Origin of the sequence: Streptomyces nanhaiensis, assembly GCF_046614825.1 — a bacterium.
In the GTDB taxonomy this organism is placed as follows: Bacteria; Actinomycetota; Actinomycetes; order Streptomycetales; family Streptomycetaceae; genus Streptomyces; species Streptomyces radiopugnans.
In genome coordinates this window covers 1-21885 of sequence record NZ_JBKJFM010000110.1, presented here as the reverse complement: position 1 = coordinate 21885, position 21885 = coordinate 1, and the positions used below count along the sequence as shown (strand labels likewise).

Below are 21885 nucleotides of genomic sequence, written 5' to 3'. Positions count from 1 at the left end.
CCCGCCTCCGTGACCGTCGGCTGCTGCCCCGGCAGCACCTGCTCGACGGCGGCTACCTCTCCGTCTCGCTGCTGTACCACTCCATCCGCGACCACCAGGTCGAACTCGTCGGCCCGGTCAAGACCAGCGGTGCATGGCAGAGCAAGGAACGGTCCGGCTTCACCGGGGACGATTTCACCATCGACTTCGTCCAGCGCCAGGTCACCTGCCCCAGCGGCGAGACCGGCCCCATCTGGCTCGATCCATCGGCCATGGCGCCCTACACCGTGGCCCGACCGGCCTGCCTGCACCCGAGGCACCGCCGCCCGCACCGTGAACTTCCTCCCCCGCCCCCTCCACGAACTGCGAGCCCCAAACCGCGCGGACCAGCAAGACCCCCGGCGGAGACGGCTCTACGCCACCCGGTCCGGAGTCGAAGGCACCATCTGCGGGTTCATCAACGGACACCGGGCCCGCCGCAGCCGCTACCACGGCCACCGCAAGACACACCTGCAGCACGTCCTGACCGGCACCGCCATACCATCGAACGCCTCGCCTCACGCACAATCCGCCAGCCGCACCGCCCCCGACGCCCCACGAGCTTCCAGCAGTACCTCAACAACCGCGGCCTGACCTGGGAGTATTGGTGGAGACAAGGCAAATGAGCCGCACGCGCAAGATTCCTGACAGAGTCGTCCACGTTCTGAGGCATCATCGACCACTTTGAGCCAAGGAAGCACCACCGTCCCTTCAGTATCAGATAATGCTTCGACTCACGGTGGCCGCAGGCGTGCGTCTGCCCGTGAGCGGGGGTTGGAACGATGTCGGGAGTGCGATGCAGCTGACCCATGCCAACGTGATCAATTTCCGCGCCCTGGACAAGGCGGACGTGCGGATCGATCACAAAACCACGCTCATCGTGGGACGCAACAACAGCGGCAAGACATCGTTCGTCAACCTCTTCGAGAAGTTCTTCGGTGACGACGACACGCGCTTCGTGCTGGAGGACTTCTCCACCTGCCGGATCCCCGACATCGAGCAGGCACTTCAGATCTTCGGTGAAGCACAGAGGCATGCGGCCGAAGGCGATCAGGAGACGCGGGAGGGCCTGCTGGCCAAGGCGTACGAGCTTGTGCCGTCCATCCGGCTGGGACTCACGATCGAGTACGCCGAGGACGATGACCTCGCTCCGCTCACGGACGTGATCCTGGACCTCGACGACTCCTGTTTCACAGTCAGGATCGAAGCGGCGCTGGAGGCAGCGAGGCCGCACGACCTGCTCAAGGACTTCTGGACCGCGAGTCAGAGGCCGAAATTCGAGCCCATCAAGTGGCTGCGCAAGAACTTCACGGACTACTTCGCCCCCGTCTTTCGAGCAGTGAGCCCAGTCGATGAGAAGGTGACGAAGGAGATCAAGCGCAGTGCCGCGCAGGCGATCGTCTCGGTCAAGTTCGTCTACGCGCAGACCAAGGTCGACGACACCTCAGGAGACAAGGCCCGCACGCTGTCCAAGACGTTCGAGACCTATTACAAGGTCAAGAGCGGGCCTGAGGGGCGACATCAGAGCATCGAGCAGATTGAGGATGCCCTGGCCGCGGCATCGCTGGAGCTCGACACCAGCTATAAGTCGCTGTTCGACCCGGTCTTCGAGGACCTGCGTAGTTTCGGGGTCGGGACGATCACACCTGTCGAAAAGCCCCGCATCGTGTCTCTCATGGAGGGATCGGGCATCCTCAGGGGCAGCACGCGGCTCCAGTATCCGTCGGGAGACGGCGAATTCCACCTTCCCGAAGGCCACAATGGGCTCGGCTACAGCAAGCTGATCTTCACGATCCTGCAGGTCATCAGTTTTCACCAGGCGTACGAGCGTGCTGCTCCGAAGCCGGCGCTCCAGGTGCTGTTCATCGAGGAGCCGGAGGCCCACCTGCATCCTCAGATGCAGGAGGTCTTCATCAAGAACATTCAGGACTTCATCAAGCGCAAGGCCCCGTGGAAGGTGCAGGTGGTCATCACCACGCACTCTTCGCACATTGTCGCGAGCGGCGGGTTTCACGCGGTGCGGTACTTCGATCGCTCCGAGCCGGACGGCAAGGTCAAGGACCTCTCCAACTTCCAGGCAAAGGTCAAGGCCACTCCTCAAGGTGACGAGACGCTGCGGTTCCTGCGCCAGTACATGGTCCTGCACCGTTGCGACATGTTCTTTGCCGACAAGGTGATCCTTATCGAGGGCACGGTGGAACGACTGCTGCTGCCCGAGATGGTCCGTCGGTGCGCCGAAGGTCTCCTGCACCAGTACGTGTCAGTCATCGAGGTCGGTGACGCTTACGCGGTCCGGTTCCGTGAACTGCTCGATTTCCTCAAAGTGAAGACCTTGGTCATCACCGACATCGACTCCGTCAGCCCCACAGATCAGAAGGCCTGCCCGCCGAGCACCGCGCAGGCGGTCACCTCGAACTCCACACTGAAGAACTGGCTCCCGGGTCAATCCAGCATCGCGAAGCTCCTCGACGTCGACACGAACGAGAAGGAGCACGGGCACGTGCGCGTGGCCTACCAGGTCCCGGAAAAGCAGACAGGCGTCTGTGCACGCAGTTTCGAGGACGCCTTCATCATCGCCAACGCAGCAGTCCTCACCCGAGACCTCAGGCATCTGGAACTGAAGAGAGCCTTCGTTCAGGAAGTCGGGGCCGACCCCACCCCTGAAGACATCGAAGCTAACGCGTTCGCCATCGCCAAACGGCTCTCCAAGCACAAGACCGACTTCGCGTTCGACGTCATGCTCCTGGAGGACTGGGCCGTCCCCCGCTACATCGCAGAAGGACTCCAGTGGCTCGCCTGCACACCCTCGAAGCCGTAGTCGAAGAGCTGGACGCCCGGCGCAGCTTCCTCGTGGAAGCAGGAGCCGGCGCCGGCAAGACGACCGATCTCGTACGCGCCCTTCAGCACCTTCTCAGCCACCGGCGTACGGATCTTGAGGCGAACGGTCAGCAGATCGCCTGCATCACATACACGAACGTCGCCAAGAAGAAGATCCTTGAGCGCATCTCGGCAGACCCGCTCGTCGTCGTCGGCACCATCCACGAGTTCCTCTGGAGCGTCATCCAGGCCTACCCGCGCGAGCTCTGGCAGCAGATCCTCGACTACAACGCCAACCTATCCAGGCCTGAAGACCTCACTGAAATGGCCGCTCCCCCAGTGATCGAGTACTCCGACCGCGGGCGGAAGCTGAGCGAGGGCCGCATATCCCACGACGATGTCATCGCTCTGTCCCTGCGGCTCGCCGCCACCCACCCCAAACTCATACGCATCATCACCAGCAAATATCCCGTCATATTCGTCGATGAGTACCAGGACACCTCACCCAAGACGATCGACCTACTGCTGAACCATCTGGCAGGAGCGGGCAAGGAACCCTGTGTGATCGGCCTCTTCGGCGACTCGATGCAGAAGATCTACCGATCCGGCGTCGGCGCAGTCAGGCACGACAAGCTCACACCCATCACCAAAACCGAGAACTACCGGTGTTCGCGACCTGTAGTCGACGTTCTCAACAAAATGCGGCCCGAACTCCGCCAGCAGGCCTCCGGAAAGCAGCAGGAGGGCGAGGTGCACCTCTTCCTCAACACCGACGTGTCGCCCGGCCCTCGACGGCTCGATGCCGCTAGAGCCACCCTCGCGAGCAGGGACTGGACACTTGAGAAATCGAAATACCTCTTGCTGACCCATCGCGGCATCGCGGGCACCCTCGAATACGCCAACCTGCTGGAGCAGTACCGGCAGCTCGGCAGCCACGGCCCCGACGACCTCATGGCGCGCAACGAGCCCTACATCCAGTACCTGACGCAGATCGAAGCCCTGTGCGCGGCCTACCACGCCCGGGACTTCGTGGAACTGACAAGCCTGCTGGACCAAGGAAAGAGACGCATCACCCGGCACACCGACAAGAGAACCATCAGCGAAGCAATCTGCGAGCTCGACGCGGTGCGCGCGACCGGGACCATCGGCGATGTGCTGGACCTCATGGCCGACAGCCCCCTCCTGGCCGTGCCTGGAAGAGTGAAAGACCACGAGCGCCGCAGAACCGCAGCCAATCTCGACGAGCGACACAAGCGGCAAGCAGACTTCTCCAACAACATCCGTGCTGTCTCCTACCGGGAAGTCATCAGCGTCACCCAGTTCATCGATGAACTCACACCCTTCTCAACCCAACACGGCGTCAAGGGTGACGAGTTCGAGAATGTCGTCGTAGTAATCGACGATTCTGTCTGGACGATGTACAACATCGGCAAGATGCTTGCTGGCACCGACAAACCTGAGCGCACCGAGCGCTCACGCAACCTCTTCTACGTCTGCTGCTCACGAGCCCTCCGAGGCCTGGCCGTGGTCTTCATCAACGACCTCCCAGACGGAGCAGAGGCAACAGCTCGCGACTGGTTCGCTTCGGGCACCGTCCATCCGTAAAGCGTGCCCCGGGCACCATCGATTGTGGCGAATGAGGCACCTGTGCGGTAGGCCGCGGCATGCGGCGTTGAACACGTTTTGCCAAGTGGTCCTGATTTCGATCGCCACAGTCCAGCCGGAGGCGTCTCGTCATCGCGCCGGTCCGCAGGGTGCCGAGTTGGCCAGAAGGTGTCCTCGCGTCCGGCCCCCGCGGCGGTGCGATGATCGCTAGAGTTCGTAACACGATCTTGTGATGCTGCCCTGGTCGGGCGTGACCGCTGGAATGATCCGGCCGTTCGCAAGAGGTGAGCAACAGGCCGTGGATGTTGGATGACGAGCTGTGGGCGCTGATCGAGCCGCTGCTGCCGCCCTGGCCCGAGCGGTCGCCGGGGCCGCGTCCGGTGCCGGACCGGCGGTGCCTGCAGGGCATCCTGTACGTCCTCTACAACGACATCGGCTGGCAACTACTGCCGCCAGAGCTGGGCTTCAGCTCCGGACAGACCTGCTGGCGCCGTTTGGTGCGCTGGCAGGAGGCCGGTGTTTTCGACCGGTTGCACCGCCTCCTGCTGGCGAGGCTGCACGCGGCCGGCGAGCTGGACTGGTCGCGGGCCTGTGTGGACGCTTCCCGCATCCGCGCGAGAAAGGTGCCCCGGGACCGGTCCGTCACCGGTCGACCGCAGGAAGACGGGCAGTAGGGGCCACCTGATCTGCGACGGACGCGGCACTCCGTTCAAGGTCATCACCGCCGCCGCCAACGTCAACGACGTCTTAGCGGATGGCCAGGCGTCTGATGTGGCTCAGAACGAGAACAAGGGGGCTGACTGGCGACGTAGCGGTACTTGCCCGGGGCCTCACGCTGTAGAAGGCCGGGGTCGCAGCTGAGCACGCGCAGCTTGCAGGCAGGGGGACTGGTGATGCGACGAAGGCAGGAAATATAGCCGACGATCGCCGGTTGGGGAAACCGGCGATCGTTCGGATGCTTGTACCTCCATTGGGCATATGAGGCCACGGACTCAGTGCAAGCATCGAGCAGAAAGCGCCAATGATGCGTGAAGGAAACCCCGCTCCTCGTGCAAGAGGAGACCAGACTTGGCAGGAGAAGGCAGCATGCGCTGCGGCTGTTGAGGCAGTGAAGGACCCTGATCTGTTTTTCCCTGGAACGCTCGAGAGCGAGTAGAATATCCGTCTCGCCAAAGAGATCTGCTCATCCTGTGCTGTCAGGGAAGTTTGCCTTGAAGCCGCTTTGGAATGTGGTGACACCACCGGTATACGAGGCGGTCTGACCGAGGAGGAGCGCAGGGCGATTCGGCGCCGCTTCGAGCTGCGATGTGATCCTGTCAGGGTCGCGGCAGCGCTGGCCGGGAAAGATGTGTATCTCACCAGACCGGAGAGGCAGGAGCTGATCCGACGGGCTGCTGAGAGCAGGACGCCGGATCTGCGACTGGCCAGAGTTCTCAAGGTGTCCGAGGCGCATGCGAAGAAGCTCCTCCGACGAGAGCGTCGTGCCGACGCCTACGGAGTAACCCAGGACGCCGTACAGACCACATACGAGGCGGTCTCAGCATGAATCGAACCGGTTCGGCCCATGGAGCATCCGGTGAGCGAACGAGCCGATACCTGGGGGTCGATGAAGCAGCGGCGTACCTCAGTTTGAGTCGACGCTGGATGTACCGGGAATCCCAGCGGCACGGGCTGCCACGGTACTACTTCGGTGGAAAGCTCAGATTCAAAGTCGCTGACCTGGACATGTGGGCACAGCAGCAGAAGGTCTCCTGAAGGGGGGCGGGTCGATACCCGCCCCCCTTCGTGCTACAAGCCCTCGTTCAAGAGCTTCGCAGCTCTCCCGATCGACGCCGGCATGAGATGCCGGTAGATCTTGAAGGTCATGTTGATGTTTCTGTGCCCCATCCACTCCGCGACGTCTGTGATGGGTATCCCCATGGCCAGGCAGTTGGAGGCGAAGAAGTGACGCAGGGAATACGTGGTGAGCCTTCTGGTGATGCCTGCCCTTTTCTTGGCGGCGCCCCACTGGTATTCAAGCGTGGTGTGGGCCCAGTACGGGGAGCGCTGAGTCCGCAGGAGATAGCCGTTCGCGTCGGTGCCGTGCTCCTTCTCGTAACGGAGCAGTGACTCCCGGACGGTCCACGGCATAGGGGTTTCGCGGAACTCCCCGGCCCTGCGGTGCTTGAGCGGTACCCGCTCGCGCGTCCTTCCCTCGATCTGTTCGGTGATGCGGTAGACGTCGTCCGCGACCATCCGTTCCAGGTTCGCGGCGTACGCCTCCCCGTTGCGCAGACCGCAGCCGGACATGAGGTCGATGACGATCCGGAGCCCGTCGGTGCCGCCGGCCTTCAAGGCGTGTATCTCGTCCAGCGTCGGGATGGTGATCTTGCGGGGGATGTACTCGGGTGGGATGACGCCATCGAACGGGTCCGAGGTGATCCCGCCGCGACGGCGCGCGTCGAGAAGGATCTTCTTCAGGGTGTCAAACGCGTTCTGCTGGGCTGCCAACCCGACGGAACGTTCCTCCATCGACATGATGAAGTCGTCGACGACCGTCGCCGTGAACGTGTTCATCCGCCGGGACTCGAGCACCGGCAGGATCTGGCCGTTGAGCACCTGGGTGACCGAGCGCACGCTGCCGGGAGCGTAATGACGCTGCCGGGTGAGCCAGGTGGAGGCGTAGTGTCCGAAGCGCTGCTTGCCGATCTCGCGCTTGAGGTCGGCCTGGGCCCGGGGGGTGGTCCGCTTCTCCTCGTAGACTTTGGTCAGCCGGTCAAGCGCCGCCTGCTGTGTCGCATATCCGGTCTCCTCGCGTTGACGGCCGCCGGCATCGCGGTAGCGAACGGCGTACGGGTGGGCGCAACGGTTCTGGCGGGCGCAGGAGCAGTTCTTGAAGAAGCTGCCCATTCCGCGGACGAGCTGGGTCGCCAAGTGCACGTCTCCTGACTCATGCTGGGAGTTTGCTGACCAACGGCCTCCGAGCATGGGCCTGACCTGCGGCCGCGCCAAACTACGAGAAGTTGATCAGCATCTTCACGGGTGTCTCCCAGTAAGCTCGGCGGGTGGTTCGTCGGCCTGTATTTCCGCTGCCCGGAGCGTGTCCGGGCAGTTCTCGTCCCTGGCGGTCCGCAGCGGTTGGAAGCGGGCTGCGGCGGTACTGACGCCGACTTCGGCGGTGCCGTGCCGGGTTCCTGCGACGGATCGGCGGCATGCCGACCGGAGTCCTACGGAGGCAGTATCGGCCCTGCGGCTGCGAAGGTCACGTGGGCCGACACCCCGAGCGAGTCGGTGGGGCGAGCGGCGGAGCATGGAGCTCTGTCCGACGCCCGGGCCGGGGAAGGGGCCGAGGAAGGCGATCAGGACGCAGCCGACGCGTCCGAACAGGGGCCGAGCGGTACGCCGATGAGACCGTGGGCCGGGGAGGTCAGGGGGCTGGCGGCGATGGCGGGGCCAGTCGCGGGCGCCGAAGGCCGTGGCGGTCACCCCGAGCGGGGCGGTGGTCCGGAAACCGGCCGGTAACAGACGCCGTTCGGCGGTACGGGTGCTCAGCACGGTGAACGGGCCGGTCGGCGCGGCCAGGGCGGCGGTTCCCGGGTCGGTCCCCGCCGGCCGACCGGTCCGGTCCCGGCATCGTCCCTCCGCGGCCGCTCTTCCAGGTGTGTACCCGTGGGGCACGGGTACAGAGGACGCCTGTTCCACACCGCAGGTCTTCCGCCCGAGGAGGAACGGCCGTGTCCCACCCGATGGACGCCCACGAGCACCACCAGCACGGCCCGGCCGCCGCGGACAAGGAGCGCAGCACGGCGGTGCTGGACGTGCGCGGCATCGTGCGAGCCTCGCAGCAGAGCACCGTCACCGCCGCGCTGGGACGGCGCCGGGGTGTGCTGGAGGTGGAGGTCAACCCGGTCGCGCAGTCGGCGACGGTGGTCTTCGACCCACGGCGCACCTCGGTGGCCGAGCTGCGCCGCTGGGTGACCGAGTGCGGCTACCACTGCGCGGGCCGGTCGGTGCCCGCCCATGTCTGCGACCCGATGGAGGAACCTGACCCGGCCGACGAGCATGCCGGGCACGCGCGTGCCGGAACAGGGACGGCCGTGGCACCCGGGCCGGTGGAACACGCCGCTCACGCCGACCACGAACGGCGTGAGCGGCACGAGGGCCACGCCAGGCCGGCGGAGGAGCCCTCGCCGCACGAGGTGATGGGGCACGGGGGCCACGGCGGGATGTCGATGGCGGCGATGGTGGCCGACATGCGCAACCGCTTCCTGGTGGCGCTGGTCTTCTCGGTCCCCATCGTGATCTGGTCGCCGATCGGCGAGGATGTGTTCGGCCTCCACGCCCCGGTGCCCTTCGGGCTGCGCCAGGACGTGTGGGCGCTGCTGCTGAGCCTGCCCGTGATCCTCTACTCCTGCACGGTCTTCTTCGACGGTGCGGCGCGGGCCCTGCGCAACCGCACCCTGGACATGATGGTGCTGGTCGCGGTGGCCGTCGGGGCGGGCTGGCTGTACTCCCTGGTCGTCACCCTCACCGGCGGCGGGGAGGTGTTCTACGAGGCGGCCACCGTGCTGGCCTCGTTCGTGCTGCTGGGCCACTGGGTGGAGATGCGGGCTCGCGGCGGCGCCAACGACGCGGTGCGCACCCTGCTGGACCTGGCCCCGCCCAGGGCGCTGGTCCTGCGCGGCGGGGAGCCGGTGGAGGTGCCCACCGCCGAGATCGCCGTCGGCGACCTGCTGCTGGTCCGCCCCGGCGCCAAGGTCGCCGTCGACGGAGTGGTCGAGGAGGGCGAGAGCGAGGTCGACGAGTCGATGGTCACCGGTGAGAGCCTGCCGGTGCACAAGGCGCCCGGTGACCAGGTGGTGGGCGCGACCATCAACACCCACGGCACACTGCGGGTGCGGGCGACCAAGGTGGGCTCCGACACCGCGCTGGCGCAGATCGTCGAACTCGTCCAGCGGGCGCAGAACTCCAAGGCACCGGGCCAGCGGCTGGCGGACCGGGCGGCGTTCTGGCTGGTCCTGGTCGCGCTGGTCGGGGGAACGGCGACACTGGCGGTGTGGTGGCTGGCCACCGACCGCTCCTTCGGCACCGCGATGCTGTTCGCCATCACCGTCGTGGTCATCACCTGTCCCGACGCCCTGGGCCTGGCCACCCCGACCGCGATCATGGTGGGCACCGGGCTGGGGGCCGAGCGGGGGGTGCTGTTCAAGGACGCCGCCGCCCTGGAGACCGCCGCAAGCGTCCGCACCGTGGTGATGGACAAGACCGGCACCCTCACCAGGGGAGAGCCCGAGGTCACCGACGTGATCACCGCCGGGGGGTGGCGGGAGGACGAACTGCTGCGGCTGGTCGTCGCGGTGGAACGCGAGTCCGAGCACCCGCTGGCGGCAGCCGTCGTCCGTCACGCCCAGGGGCGCCCGACGGCCCCGGCGAGCGCCCGGGAGTTCGTCAACGTTCCCGGCCACGGCGCCACCGCCGTCGTCGACGGCCGCCGGGTCGCGGTCGGCAACCGGCGCCTGATGGAACGGGAGGGCGTCGAGCTCGGCCCGCTGGCCGCGCGCCGGGACGAGCTGGCCGCCGGCGGCCGCACCGCCGTCATCGCCGCCGTCGACGGAGCACCGGCGGGCCTGATCGGCCTCGCCGACGCCCCCCGCGAGACCTCGGCGAGGGCGGTGGCCGAACTGCGCTCCCTGGGCGTGGAGACCGTCATGCTCACCGGCGACAACCGAGCCACCGCCGAACACATCGCCGGCCGGCTGGGCATCGACACCGTCATCGCCGAGGTCCTGCCCGGTGACAAGGCGGCCAGGATCGCCGAACTCCAGCGGGACGGACGCAGGGTCGCGATGGTCGGCGACGGCGTCAACGACGCCCCTGCCCTGGCCCAGGCCGACCTGGGTACAGCCATCGGCGCGGGCACCGACGTGGCCATCGAGACCGCCGGCGTCGTCCTGATGCGCTCCGACCCCCTCGACGTCCCCACCGCCCTGCACATCGGCCGCGGCACCCTGCGCAAGATGCGGCAGAACCTCGGTTGGGCCATCGGCTACAACGCCGTCGCCCTGCCGATCGCCGCCGGTGTCTTCGAACCCGCTTTCGGCCTGGTCCTGCGCCCCGAGATCGCCGCGCTGTCGATGTCCGGCTCCAGCGTCATCGTCGCCCTCAACGCCCTGCTCCTCAAGCGCCTCCGCCTGCCCGAAGCCGCGGCCCCGCCCGCCGCGCCGCAGGAGGCCCCGGACCGCCCGGTCACTGCGGGGCGTCCCGACGGCACACGGTGAGCGGCGGTCCCGGTCGTACGGACGGATGGCCGTACGGGCGTCCGCTCTCAAAAAAGTGTGCCAAGCGGCTCCCGTGAGGAAACGAGGGACGTGTGGCCCTGGTCCCGCCGCCGTACGGCCCTATGGACGAGCATGGGAGAGGATCAGTGTGATCAGTGCACAACGGAAAACGGTGCGGAGGGGCTGGGCGGACAGCATGGGCATGGCCGCGGCTCCCGCACGGAACTGGGAGAGCGAAGATGAACGGACCGGTCGTGGTGGGTGTGGACGGCTCGCCGTCGAGCCTGGACGCGGTGGCCGCCGCGGCACACGAGGCACGGCTGCGCGGTGTGGGACTGCGGGTGGTGCACGCGTTCCTGTGGCCGGTCCTGCACGTGCCGCTCGGGCCGTCGCCGATGGGCCCGCCCGAGGGCGGGCTGCGCAACATGGCCGACCGGCTGGTGGCACAGGCGGTCGAGCACGCGCGTGAGGCGGAGACCGGGATCGAGGTCGAGGGCGAGGTCGTCGTCGGCGAGGCGCTGACGGTGCTGGAGGCCCGGTCGAAGGCCGCGTCGCTGGTCGTGGTCGGCAGCCGGGGCCTGGGCGGCTTCACCGGACTGCTGCTGGGCTCCACCGCCGTGCACCTGTCCGCGCACAGCCGCTGCCCGGTCCTGGTGGTGCGCGGCAGGCCGGACCCGACGGGGCACGTGCTGCTGGGCGTGGACGGCTCGGCGTCCGGCGAGGCCGCCGTCGGGTTCGCGTTCGCCGAGGCCTCGGCGCGGGGCGCGGCCCTGGTCGCGCTGCACACCTGGAACAACTGGACCGGCCCGGTCTCCGGCGGTCCCGCCGAGCCGCTGCCCCTGGTCTACGACGTGGACATGCTCCGGGACGAGGAGGAGCGGGCGACGGCCGAGGCGCTGTCGGGCTGGCAGGCGAAGTACCCCGACGTCACCGTGCACCGGCAGCTGGTCCAGGGCGGTGCCCGCCAGGCGCTGATCGAGGCCAGCGGCAGCGCCCAGCTGCTGGTGGTCGGGGCGCGCGGCCGGGGCGGCTTCTCCGGTCTGCTGCTGGGCTCGGTCAGCCAGGCCGCCCTGCACCACGCGCACTGCCCCGTCGCCGTGGTGCGCGCCCCCGGCACGGACAGGAAGGGGTGAGGCGGTGCCGCGCCGTCCCGGCCCCCCCGCGGCATCCGTCCTCACCGGCGCCGAAGCCCACCACGGGCTTCCCGTCCACGAGGTCGTGCTGCTGCTGGAGACCGATCCCGATCGCGGTCTGGCGGGGGACGAGGCGGCGCGGCGGCTGGAGCGCTTCGGGCCCAACACGCTTCCGGCCGCGGCGCGCGGCGGGCCGCTGCTGCGGGCCCTGCGCCAGTTCCACCATCCGCTGATCTACGTCCTGATCGCCGCGGGCGCGGTCACCGCCGCGCTGGGCGAGTCCGTGGACTCCGCGGTGATCTTCGCGGTCGTGCTGATCAACGCGTTCGTCGGCTTCGTGCAGGAGTCGAAGGCCGAGGCCGCGCTGGACAGCCTGCGGTCGATGGTGCGCACCACGGCCAGGGTGGTGCGGGACGGACGTGAGCGCGCGGTGCCCTCGGAGGATCTCGTCCCCGGGGACCTGGTGCTGGTGGAGGCCGGTGACAAGGTGCCGGCCGACGTACGCCTGCTGCGGGCCGTGGAGCTGCGGGCGGACGAGTCGGCGCTGACCGGCGAGTCCGTTCCGGTGGCCAAGGACGAGGTGCTGCTGGATCCGCTGACGCCGGTGGCCGACCGGCGCAACACGCTCCACTCCGGCACGCTGGTGACGGCCGGGCGCGGGGCGGGCGTCGCGGTGGCCACCGGAGGCGGCACCGAGCTGGGGGAGATCCACCGCCTGGTGGGCGCCGCGGAGGTGCTGGCCACGCCGTTGACGGAGAAGCTCGCCAGGTTCAGCAGGACGCTGACGGTGGTCATCCTGGTGCTGGCGGCGGTGACCTTCGCGATCGGACTGGCCCGCGGGCAGGGCGCCTCGGGTACGTTCACCGCGGCGGTGGCCCTGGCGGTGGGGGCCATCCCCGAGGGGCTGCCGGCGGTGGTCACGATCACCCTGGCCGTCGGCGTGGGGCGGATGGCGCGCCGGCGGGCGGTGATCCGCAGGCTGCCCGCGGTGGAGACGCTCGGCAGCACCACCGTCATCTGCTCGGACAAGACGGGGACGCTGACCGAGAACCAGATGACGGTGCGGGCGGTGTGGACGCCGGAGGGCGAGTTCTCCGTGAGCGGTTCGGGGTACGCCCCGGAGGGCGGGTTCCGGCGCGGGGACGGCGGCGCCGTCTCCGTGGCGGCGGAACGGGCGCTGTACCGGTGCCTGCTGGCCGGGGCCCTGTGCAATGACGCCGTCCTCGGCCGCGAGTCCCCGGAGCCGGCTACGCGGTCCGGCGGGGAGGGGCGGTGGAGCCTGACGGGCGATCCCACCGAGGGGGCGCTGCTGGCCGCGGCGGCCAAGGGGGGCCTGGGCCGGGACGCCGCCGCGGCGTTTCCCCGTGTCGGCACCGTCCCCTTCAGCTCCGAGCGGCGGTACATGGCCACCGTCCACCGGGACGAGGACGCGGGCGGCCACCTCCTGCTGGTCAAGGGCGCCGTCGAGCAGGTCCTGGAACTGTGCGCGGCCGGGATGGGGGCCGACGGCGCCGTCCGGCCGCTGGACCGCGAGGCGGTCCTGCGCGCCGCCGGTGAGCTGGCCGGCCGGGGGCTGCGGGTCCTGGCGACCGCCGAGCTGCCGGGGGTGGAGCCGGAGGACTTGGGGGAGGGGGCGCCGGCGGGTTCCATGGTCCTCACCGGGCTGCAGGCCATGCTCGATCCGCCCCGTGCCGCCGCGGCCGACGCGGTGCGGGCGTGCCGCACGGCCGGGATCGGGGTCAAGATGATCACGGGTGACCACGCGGCCACCGCCACCGCCGTCGCCGAGCGGATCGGCCTGCTGACCGAACGGCGCCAGGGGGCGGTGCTCACCGGGGCCGACCTGGACGCGCTGCCGGCGCAGGAGTACCCGGAGGCGGTGGAGCGGGCCCGGGTGTTCGCCCGGGTGTCCCCGGAGCAGAAGCTCCGGCTGGTCGAGGCGCTCCAGGCGCGGGGCCAGGTGGTGGCCATGACCGGGGACGGGGTCAACGACGCTCCGGCGCTGCGGCGGGCGAACATCGGCGTCGCCATGGGCCGGGGCGGTACCGAGGTGGCCAAGGAGGCCGCCGACATGGTGCTCACCGACGACGACTTCGCCACCATCGAGGCCGCCGTGGAGGAGGGCCGCGGCGTCTTCGACAACCTCGTCAAGTTCATCGTGTGGGTGCTGCCGACGAGTCTGGGCCAGGGGATGCTGGTCCTGGTGGCGATCCTGGCCGGCGCCACGCTGCCGATCCTGCCCACCCAGATCCTGTGGATCAACATGACCACCGCCGTCGCGCTCGGGCTGATGCTCGCCTTCGAGCCGAAGGAGGAGGGGATCATGCGGCGGCCGCCCCGCGACCCCGGCAGGCCCCTGCTGACGACGGGCCTGGCCTTCCGCGTCCTGCTGGTCTCCGCGCTGATCGTCGGTGGTGCCTGGTGGCTGTTCACCTGGGAGCGGGCGGAGGGCGCCGGCCTCGCCGAGGCGCGTACCGCCGCGGTCAACCTGGTCGTCGCCGTCGAGCTGTTCTACCTGTTCAGCTGCCGCTCGCTCACCCGCTCCATGTGGAGCGCCGGGGTGTTCGGCAACCGGTGGATCCTCGGGGGAGTGCTCGCCCAGACGGCCGGCCAGCTCGCCATCACCTACCTGCCGGCCATGAACCGGCTGTTCCACACCGCTCCGATCGGCGGGACGGCGTGGCTGCGGATCCTCGGTATCGCGCTGCTCGCCTCCCTCGTGGTCGCCGTCGACAAGCGGCTTCGGCGGCAGCTGGTGTGAGCGGTGGGCGGGGCGGCGCGCCCACCCCGTGCCGCCCGTCGTCCCTCCCGCCTAGGGCGGGGGCACGATCACGTCCGGCGGCGCGAGGCCCTCCTCCTCCCAGGTGAGCCGGTCCACCACCCTCACCACACCGGGGACCTGCTCGGCCAGGCGTACGGCGAACGCGGCCGTGGTGCGCCGGTCGACCCGGCCGCGCAGCTCGACCACGCCGTCGCCGACGCCGACGTCCACCTGGGACGGGTCGACCCACAGGGTGTGCCTGAGGACCCCGTCCACGATGTCCTCGCGGATGTCGGCGTCCGCGCGCACGTGCATCCGCACCAGGTCGCGGCGCGAGACGATGCCGAGCAGGCGCCGCCCGCCGTCGACCACCGGCAGCCGCTTGACCCCCTTGTCCTCGATCAGCCGTGCGGCCCGGGCCACCGGCTCGTCCGGTCCGATCGTCACCGCCGGCGCGGTCATCAGCTCCCGCGCGGTCCCGGTCCGGTCCGGGGGCCGCGGGGGGCGCGGGAGCCGGGGGATGCGGGGGAGGGCGCGCGGCCTTTCCTCGCAGTTCCCCTCGGCCCGCAGCAGATCGGCCTCGGAGACCACGCCGACCACCCGGTCCTGCGCGTCGACGACGGGGAGGGCGCTGACGCGGTTGCGGTCGAGCGCCCGGAGGATCTCCCGGTACCGGGTGTCCTCGCGCACCGAGACCACGTCGCCGGTCATCAGGTCGCGTACGTGCCACTGCCTCATCGGGGCTCCCGCGGGTGTCGTCGCCGGATCGCCTGACCTTGAATGGCATAATCCTCCCAAAATCTGCCTGAATCCGGCAAAAGGGTCTGTATGGGTGACCTCTGGTACGTGCTGATCGCCGTCGTCGTGTGGATCGCGGCCGGGCTCCTGACCGTCTGGTGGATGGCACGCCGGGGACACGGCGGTCCGGGCTGGCTGTTCATGGGCGTCGTCTTCGGCCCCGTCCTGGCCCTGATCGCCGGCGAGCGCGTCCGGCGCCGGCCGACGAGGGTCGCGCGGACCGAGGCGGGGCCCCGCGGCCCCGGCCGGCTGCGGGTGCTGGTCGGTGTGGACGGTTCGCCGGAGTCCGAGGCGGCGCTCAGACTCGCGGTCGGCCTGCTCGGACCGTGCACGGAGACGCTGGTGGCCGCCCAGGTCGTGGACTACGACGCGGCGGAGCTCGACTGGCAGGGGCGGATCGTGGAGGCCAAGAGCCGTCTCAGCGCCGTGGCGGAGGAGGCCGGCGGGCGTGTGACCGCGTGCGAGGTCCTGGCGGGCCCGCCCGCGGCCGCACTGGCGCGGTTCGCCGATGAGAACCGCATCGACATGGTGGTCGTGGGCAGGCACGGCCGCGGGCTGTCCAAGCGGCTGCTGGGCAACGTGGCCCAGGAACTGCTGCGCGACGGGTCGGTGCCGGTCCTGGTGACCGGCGGGCGCCACGGTGTGTCCGGGCGATGAGCGGCGAGGGGGGCGCGCTGGTCGCCGCGCTGCTCGCGATGGGCGTACTGGCACTGCTCTCGCCCGCCCTGGACCGCCGCCTGGGGCGCGATGCGGGCTATGTGCTCGCGGTCGGCTTCCTCGTGGTGGCGGCGGTGCTCACCCCGGCGGCCTCGACGGCGCTGGACGGCGGCGCGGTCACCTTCTCCCACGCCTGGACCGACTCCCCCGAGATCTCCTTCACACTCCGCATGGACGGGCTGGCCACCCTGTTCTGCCTGCTGGTGCTGGGAGTCGGCGCGCTGATCATGGCGTACTGCCCGCGCTACCTGACCGCCGGCGGAAGGCACGGCAGGACCTACCTCCTGCTCACCCTCTTCGGCGGCGCGATGCTGGGCCTGGTCCTCGCCGGCGACCTGCTGCTGCTGTTCGTGTTCTGGGAGATGACCACGGTCGCCTCCTTCTTCCTGATCGGGACCGGCGGAGCCAGGGCGGCCAGACCGGCGGTGCGCGCCCTGCTGGTGACGGGCATGGGGGGACTGGCCCTGCTGGTGGCGATGGTGCTCCTCGGCATCGCCGCGGGCAGCACCGACCTGGCCACCGTGCTGAGAGCGCGGGAGGAGGTGCTCGACTCCCCGCTGTCACCCGCCATCGCGACCCTGCTCATCCTCGCGGCCTTCACCAAGTCGGCGCAGGTCCCGTTCCAGTTCTGGCTGCCCGGAGCCATGGTGGCGATCACACCGGTGAGCGCCTACCTGCACGCGGCCACCATGGTGAAGGCCGGCATCTACCTGCTGCTGCGGTTCTCCGCGCTGTACTCCGGGCAGACCGGGTGGAGCGTCTGCCTGATGGGGGTCGGGCTGCTCACCGCCGTACTGGGCGCCGCCCAGGCGCTGCGCGAGCACGACCTCAAGGCCCTGCTCGCCCACTCCACGGTCAGTCAGCTCGGCCTGCTGGTCGCCGCAATCGGGGTGGGGACGACCGTCGCTCTGGCCGCCGCCATCCTGCACACCTTCGCGCACGCGCTGTTCAAGGCCACCCTCTTCATGATCGTCGGCGTCATCGACCGGCAGGCCGGCAGCCGCGACATCCGGGAGCTGTCCGGCCTGATGCGGATCATGCCGGTCACCGCCACGCTGGCCGGTCTGGCCGGGCTGTCGATGGCCGGGGTCCTGCCGATGATCGGTTTCGTCAGCAAGGAGTCGCTCTTCCAGGGGTTCGCGGGCGCGGACGTCTTCCCCGGCGCCGGGGTGGTGGCCGCGGCGCTCGCGGTCACCGCCTCGGCGCTGACCTTCGCCTACGGCATGAGGATCTTCTACGGCGCTTTCGCCGGGCCCATGCTGCAGCGGCAACTGCACGAGCCCTCCTGGGCTTTCATCGCCCCGGCCGCGGTGGCGGCGGTCGCCGGGGCGGTGCTCGGCCCCGCGGTGTCCGTCCTCGACCCGCTGATGCGCCAGGCCGTCCTGAACGCCGAACCGTGGGCCGTGCCGCCGTACTTCGCCTTCTGGCACGGGCTCAGCCCCGAACTGTTCCTGTCCGCCCTCACGATCGCCAGCGGCCTGGTGCTGTTCTCGGAACGCGACCGGGTGGACCGGATGCTGCAGCGGCTGCCCCGGCCGGACGGCGCGGCCGCCTTCGACCGGGTCCACTCGGCCGTGCTGGGCGCGGGCGCGGTGGTGGGGCGGCCCGACCGCAGCGACTCCACGGCGGCGTACCTGGCCCGCCCCGCGGCCGCACTGGTGGTCCTCGGCTGCGTGGGGGTGTTCGCGGCCGACGGGCCGGGGATCCGAGCCGGCGCGCCGTCGGACCCGGTGGACTGGGGTGTGCTCGCGCTGCTGGCGATGGCGGTGGCCGCCCTGGTGCGGACGCGGTCGGCGCTGGCCGCCGTGTCGCTGCTGGGAGCGGTCGGACTGATCGTGGCCCTGTGGTTCCTGCTGGCCGGGGCGCCGGACGTGGCGCTGACGCTGCTCCTGGTGGAGGTGCTGACCGCGATGACCGCGGCGTTCGTCCTGAGCGACCTGGCCCCCCGGTTCCCCCGGCCCCGCCGCGGCGCGGCCGCGGCGGCACTGGCCGGGGCGGCCGGGCTAGTCGCCGCGCTGGGCACACTGGCGCTGACCGGAGGGCGGGAGCTGTCGCCCGCGGGCGCGTACTTCCTCGAGGCCGCCGAGCCGGAGACCGGCGGGCGCAACGTGGTCAACACGATCCTGGTGGACTTCCGCGGCCTGGACACCCTCGGCGAGGCGAGCGTACTGGCCGCCGCCGCGCTCGGCCTGCTCCTGCTGCTGCCCGGGCAGCCGGACGGGACGGCCGGCGGGCCGCGGGCGCCGTACGGCCGGGTGCTCGGCCCGGCCCACCGCCTGCTGCTCCCGGGCATCGCGGGGCTGTCGGCGTACCTGTTCCTGCGCGGGCACTACGAGCCGGGCGGGGGTTTCAGCGCCGCACTCGTCGCGGGCACCGCGGTCGCCTTCGGCTACCTGGCCGGCCGCACCGGCACGCGGTGGCTGAGCCCCCGGCCGCTGCTGGCCGCGGGGCTGGTGCTCGGCGCGGCCGTGGGCCTGGCCGCCATGCCGCTCGGCGACCCCTTCCTCACCCCCTTCACCATTGCGGTGCCCGGTGGCGGTCTGTCCTCGCCGCTGCTGTTCGACGCCGCCGTCTACCTGATGGTCCTCGGACTGGTGGTCACGGTGGTGGACCGGCTCGGCGCCGGCCGGGGGGAGCACCGGTGACCGCGGCGATCGCCGTCGGCGTCCTGACGGCGGGAGGGTTCTTCCTGCTGCTGCGTCCCGGCCTGGTCCGGGTCACGTTCGGGTTCGTGCTGCTGGGCCACGCGGCGAACGTACTGCTGCTGGCGGCCGGGGGGCTGGAACGCCGGGAACCCCCGCTGATCGGCGACGGCGATCCGGCCGGGATGGCGGATCCGCTGCCGCAGGCCTTCGTGCTCACCGCCATCGTCATCACCTTCGGCATCACCGTGTACCTGCTGGGCCTGGCCCGCGCCGAGCACCTCGCCGGCTCCGGCAGCCGCTCCGGCGCCGGGTCCGGCGGGCCCGCCGAGTCCGCGGAGCCCCCGCGGTGAGCGGCCTGGTGCTCGCCCTCCCGGTGGCCGTTCCGCTGCTGGCGGCCGGCGTGCTCGTGGCGTACCCCGGTGACCGGCGGGTGCACCGGCTGGTCACGTCGGCGGTCAGCGCCGGGGTTCTGGCGCTGTCCGCGGTCCTGCTCGCCGGGAGCCTGGACGGGACGGTCCGGAGCCTGAGCATGGGCGGATGGCCGCCCGGCTTCGCGATCGTGTTCGCCGCCGACGTGCTCAGCACGCTCATGCTGTGCGTCAGCGCCGCCCTGGTGCTGGCCTCCCTCGCCTACGCCGCCGGGACCGGGGACGACGCGAGCCCCCGGTTCGCCCCGCTGGCGATGATCCTCTCGGCCGGGGTGTACGGGGCCTTCCTGACCGCGGACCTGTTCAACCTCTTCGTCTTCGTCGAGGTCATGCTCGTACCCTCGTACGCGCTGCTGACGATGAGCGGCGGACGCGCCCGGACGGCCGCCGGGCGGATCTACCTCACCTTCAGCCTGCTGGCCTCCACCCTCCTGCTCGCCGGCGTCGGCCTGGTCTACGGGGTCACCGGCACCGTGAACCTGGGGGAACTGGCCGGAGCGGCCCGGCAGAGCACCGCCGTGGCCCTGGCCGGCGGCGTGGTGCTCGTCGCCCTGGCGGCCAAGGCGGCGGTCGTGCCGCTGCACGGCTGGCTGCCGCGCACCTACCCCGAGGCCCCGCCCGCGGTCACCGTCCTGTTCTCCGGGCTGCTGACCAAGGTGGGGGTGTACGCGATCATCCGGTTCTACGCGGTCGTCCACGAGGGGACGGGACTGCGCTGGACGGTCATGGCCGCGGCCCTGCTGACCATGGTGGTGGGGGTGCTGGGCGCCGTCGGGGAACGGGAGATGCGGAGCATCCTGACGTTCCACATGGTCAGCCAGATCGGCTACATCCTGCTCGGCCTGGCGCTGTTCACCCTCGCCGGCCTCGCCGCCGCGGTCTTCTTCCTGGTGCAGTACGTGCTGGTGAAGGCCGCGCTGCTGATGTGCGCGGGCGCCGTGGAGACGGCCTACGGCACCGACCGGGTCGACTCGCTCGCCCGCCGCGAGCCCCTGATCGCCTCCGCGTTCCTGGTCTCGGCGCTCTCCCTGGCCGGGCTGCCGCCGCTGTCCGGATTCGTCGCCAAGCTGGGCCTGGTCGGCGCGGCCGCGACAGAGGCCGACCACCTGGCCGTCGGGGTCGCCGTCGGGGTCAGCTTCCTCACCCTGGTCTCCATGGTCAAGATCTGGGCCGGCTCCTTCTGGGGCGGGGAGGACCCGTCCAGGGAGGAGTCCCTGCTCCGGCTGATGGCCCGTGCCACCGTCCGGCCGGCGCTCGCCGTGCCCGCGCTGGTGCTCGCCGTGCCGTCGGTGGTGCTCGGCATCGCGGCGCAGCCGCTGCTCACCGCGGCGACGGAGGCGGCGGCCGGGCTGCTGGACGCCTCCGCCTACGTACGGGCGGTGACGCGATGACCGCCCGGCCGGCGGGCCGGCTGCGCCGCGCGGCCGTCCGCTGCGCACGGGTGGCGGCCTTCCTCGGCCACTACGGGGTGCAGTTCCTGCACGCCAACGTGACCGTGGCCCGGGAGATCGTGACACCGGGCAGCGGGCTGGCGCCCGCCGTGGTCGAGATGCGGCTGCGCTGCCGTACCACGGCCGAGACGACCGTGCTGGCGCACCTGATCACGCTGACGCCGGGGACGCTCGTGCTGGAAGTGCGCACGCAGCCGCCGACCCTGTTCGTCCACGGGATGCACGCGGCCGACGCCGACCGCTTCCTCGGCGAACTCGGCGATCTGGAGGACCGGCTGCTGACGGCCCTGCGCCCCCCGGACTCCCCGGCGGCGCGGGGGACGAGGAGACAGGAGGGCAAACCATGACGATGACCGCGGTCCTGCTCGGCGTGCTCGCGGTGACCATGGCCGTGGCCGTGTGGCGCATGTCGGCCGGGCCCACGGACGCCGACCGGGTGGTCGCGGTGGACCTCGCCTTCGTGGTGTTCGTGGCGGCCGTCGCCCTGCTGGCGGTGCGGCTGGACACTCCCGCGGTGCTGATCCTGGTGCTGGCCGCCACCCTGCTCGGCTTCCTGACCACCGTCGCCGTGGCCCATCTGCTGGAGCGGTGGTCGTCGTGACCGTCCTGGAACTGCTCGGCCACGTCCTCACGACCACCGGCACCGCCCTGGTGGCCATCGCCGCGCTGGGCCTGATCCGCCTGCCCGACGCCTACAACAGGGCCAACGCGGTGGCCAAGGCGGCGGCCCTGGGGGTGGTGTGCGTACTGCTGGGCGTCCTCCTGCTGATGCCCGGAGTGTTCACGGCCGTCGTCCTCGGGCTCGGGGTGCTGCTGCAACTGGTCACCACCCCCTTCGCGGCGTACGCGGTGGGCCGCTCCGCGTACCGTTCGGGGGCCCCGCTGGCACGGGCCACGCACCGCGACGACCTGAGCGGCGCTCCGCGCGACGGAGGGCGGTGACCCTTGGCCCGTTCCGTTCCGGAGTGGCGCCACGCCCCCGGCCGGACCGGCGACCGGTGGGTCCGCGCCGGGGTGGTGGTCTGGACGCTGCTGGGGCTGTCCCTCCTGGTCTGGGGGCTGCTGCGGGTGCTCAGGCCGCTTGCGCCGCTGCTGTGGCCGGTGATCGTCGCGGTGGTGATCGTCTACCTGCTGGCTCCGGCGGTGGGCCTGCTGGAGCGGCGGGGGCTCCCCCGCGCGGCGGGCACGGCCCTGGTGGTGGCCGCACTGGCCGTGGCCGTCACCGTGCCGGCCCTGCTGATCGCGCCGCTGCTGC

Annotated in this window: 18 protein-coding genes and 1 pseudogene; 17 read left to right on the top strand and 2 right to left on the bottom strand. The window is 70.5% G+C overall.

The features are described from left to right. The first annotated feature begins 9 nt into the window (after positions 1-9). From ACLIYP_RS21470 to ACLIYP_RS21445, 6 genes are all read left to right on the top strand, one after another. Entirely contained in the window at positions 10-612 is a 603-nt protein-coding gene (locus ACLIYP_RS21470) for a transposase (protein ID WP_412714757.1), read from the top strand. 202 nt (positions 613-814) lie between these two features. Continuing rightward, positions 815-2836 carry an ATP-dependent nuclease gene (locus tag ACLIYP_RS21465; protein ID WP_412714755.1) on the top strand — a complete coding sequence of 674 codons (2022 nt, stop codon included), beginning with the start codon at positions 815-817 and terminating at the stop codon, positions 2834-2836. Next, entirely contained in the window at positions 2806-4440 is a 1635-nt protein-coding gene (locus ACLIYP_RS21460; protein WP_412714754.1) for a UvrD-helicase domain-containing protein, read from the top strand. Before ACLIYP_RS21465 ends, ACLIYP_RS21460 begins: the two co-directional genes overlap by 31 nt. Before the next feature lie 302 nt (positions 4441-4742). Continuing rightward, positions 4743-5114, top strand: a complete 372-nt coding sequence (locus ACLIYP_RS21455; protein WP_412714753.1) for a transposase — start codon at positions 4743-4745, stop codon at positions 5112-5114. A gap of 485 nt (positions 5115-5599) precedes the next feature. Beyond that, a complete protein-coding gene (locus ACLIYP_RS21450) occupies positions 5600-5986 on the top strand; it encodes a WhiB family transcriptional regulator (RefSeq protein WP_412714756.1) in 387 nt (128 codons plus the stop codon). Continuing rightward, on the top strand, positions 5983-6195 hold the full coding sequence (locus tag ACLIYP_RS21445) for a helix-turn-helix domain-containing protein (RefSeq protein WP_412714752.1): 213 nt from the start codon (positions 5983-5985) through the stop codon (positions 6193-6195). The genes ACLIYP_RS21450 and ACLIYP_RS21445 overlap by 4 nt, the downstream gene beginning before the upstream one ends. A 33-nt stretch (positions 6196-6228) precedes the next feature. On the opposite strand, the gene ACLIYP_RS21440 is transcribed toward ACLIYP_RS21445, so the two are convergent. After that, positions 6229-7353 carry a tyrosine-type recombinase/integrase gene (locus tag ACLIYP_RS21440; protein WP_412714751.1) on the bottom strand — a complete coding sequence of 375 codons (1125 nt, stop codon included), beginning with the start codon at positions 7351-7353 and terminating at the stop codon, positions 6229-6231. Positions 7354-8153: 800 nt separating this feature from the next. Here ACLIYP_RS21440 and ACLIYP_RS21435 point away from each other — a divergent pair. The 3 genes from ACLIYP_RS21435 to ACLIYP_RS21425 all read left to right on the top strand — a co-directional run bounded on the left by ACLIYP_RS21435 (position 8154) and on the right by ACLIYP_RS21425 (position 14591). Then, positions 8154-10697 (top strand): heavy metal translocating P-type ATPase, encoded by a 2544-nt coding sequence (locus ACLIYP_RS21435; RefSeq protein ID WP_412714750.1) that lies wholly within the window; start codon positions 8154-8156, stop codon positions 10695-10697. A gap of 239 nt (positions 10698-10936) precedes the next feature. Continuing rightward, positions 10937-11830: a universal stress protein gene (locus ACLIYP_RS21430; RefSeq protein ID WP_412714749.1), complete on the top strand. Its 894-nt coding sequence runs from the start codon at positions 10937-10939 to the stop codon at positions 11828-11830. 4 nt (positions 11831-11834) lie between these two features. Further along, positions 11835-14591 (top strand): HAD-IC family P-type ATPase, encoded by a 2757-nt coding sequence (locus tag ACLIYP_RS21425; RefSeq protein ID WP_412714748.1) that lies wholly within the window; start codon positions 11835-11837, stop codon positions 14589-14591. 51 nt (positions 14592-14642) lie between these two features. On the opposite strand, the gene ACLIYP_RS21420 is transcribed toward ACLIYP_RS21425, so the two are convergent. Then, a complete protein-coding gene (locus tag ACLIYP_RS21420; RefSeq protein WP_412714747.1) occupies positions 14643-15329 on the bottom strand; it encodes a CBS domain-containing protein in 687 nt (228 codons plus the stop codon). Positions 15330-15419: 90 nt separating this feature from the next. Here ACLIYP_RS21420 and ACLIYP_RS21415 point away from each other — a divergent pair, with 90 nt between their 5' ends. From ACLIYP_RS21415 to ACLIYP_RS21380, 8 genes and pseudogenes are all read left to right on the top strand, one after another. Beyond that, complete coding sequence (locus tag ACLIYP_RS21415) at positions 15420-16046, top strand: universal stress protein (RefSeq protein WP_412714746.1); 627 nt, start codon at positions 15420-15422, stop codon at positions 16044-16046. Beyond that, positions 16043-18751, top strand: a complete 2709-nt coding sequence (mbhE, locus tag ACLIYP_RS21410) for a hydrogen gas-evolving membrane-bound hydrogenase subunit E (protein WP_412714745.1) — start codon at positions 16043-16045, stop codon at positions 18749-18751. The genes ACLIYP_RS21415 and mbhE overlap by 4 nt, the downstream gene beginning before the upstream one ends. Continuing rightward, complete coding sequence (locus ACLIYP_RS21405; RefSeq protein WP_412714744.1) at positions 18748-19101, top strand: sodium:proton antiporter; 354 nt, start codon at positions 18748-18750, stop codon at positions 19099-19101. The genes mbhE and ACLIYP_RS21405 overlap by 4 nt, the downstream gene beginning before the upstream one ends. Next, on the top strand, positions 19098-20570 hold the full coding sequence (locus ACLIYP_RS21400) for a monovalent cation/H+ antiporter subunit D family protein (protein ID WP_412714743.1): 1473 nt from the start codon (positions 19098-19100) through the stop codon (positions 20568-20570). The genes ACLIYP_RS21405 and ACLIYP_RS21400 overlap by 4 nt, the downstream gene beginning before the upstream one ends. Then, positions 20567-20977 (top strand): Na+/H+ antiporter subunit E, encoded by a 411-nt coding sequence (locus ACLIYP_RS21395; protein WP_412714742.1) that lies wholly within the window; start codon positions 20567-20569, stop codon positions 20975-20977. The genes ACLIYP_RS21400 and ACLIYP_RS21395 overlap by 4 nt, the downstream gene beginning before the upstream one ends. Then, a complete protein-coding gene (locus ACLIYP_RS21390) occupies positions 20974-21231 on the top strand; it encodes a monovalent cation/H+ antiporter complex subunit F (protein ID WP_412714741.1) in 258 nt (85 codons plus the stop codon). The genes ACLIYP_RS21395 and ACLIYP_RS21390 overlap by 4 nt, the downstream gene beginning before the upstream one ends. Further along, positions 21219-21572, top strand: coding sequence for a monovalent cation/H(+) antiporter subunit G (locus ACLIYP_RS21385; RefSeq protein ID WP_412714740.1), 354 nt, complete (start codon positions 21219-21221; stop codon positions 21570-21572). Before ACLIYP_RS21390 ends, ACLIYP_RS21385 begins: the two co-directional genes overlap by 13 nt. A gap of 3 nt (positions 21573-21575) precedes the next feature. Beyond that, positions 21576-21885, top strand: a pseudogene (locus tag ACLIYP_RS21380) (hypothetical protein); the annotation flags it as partial.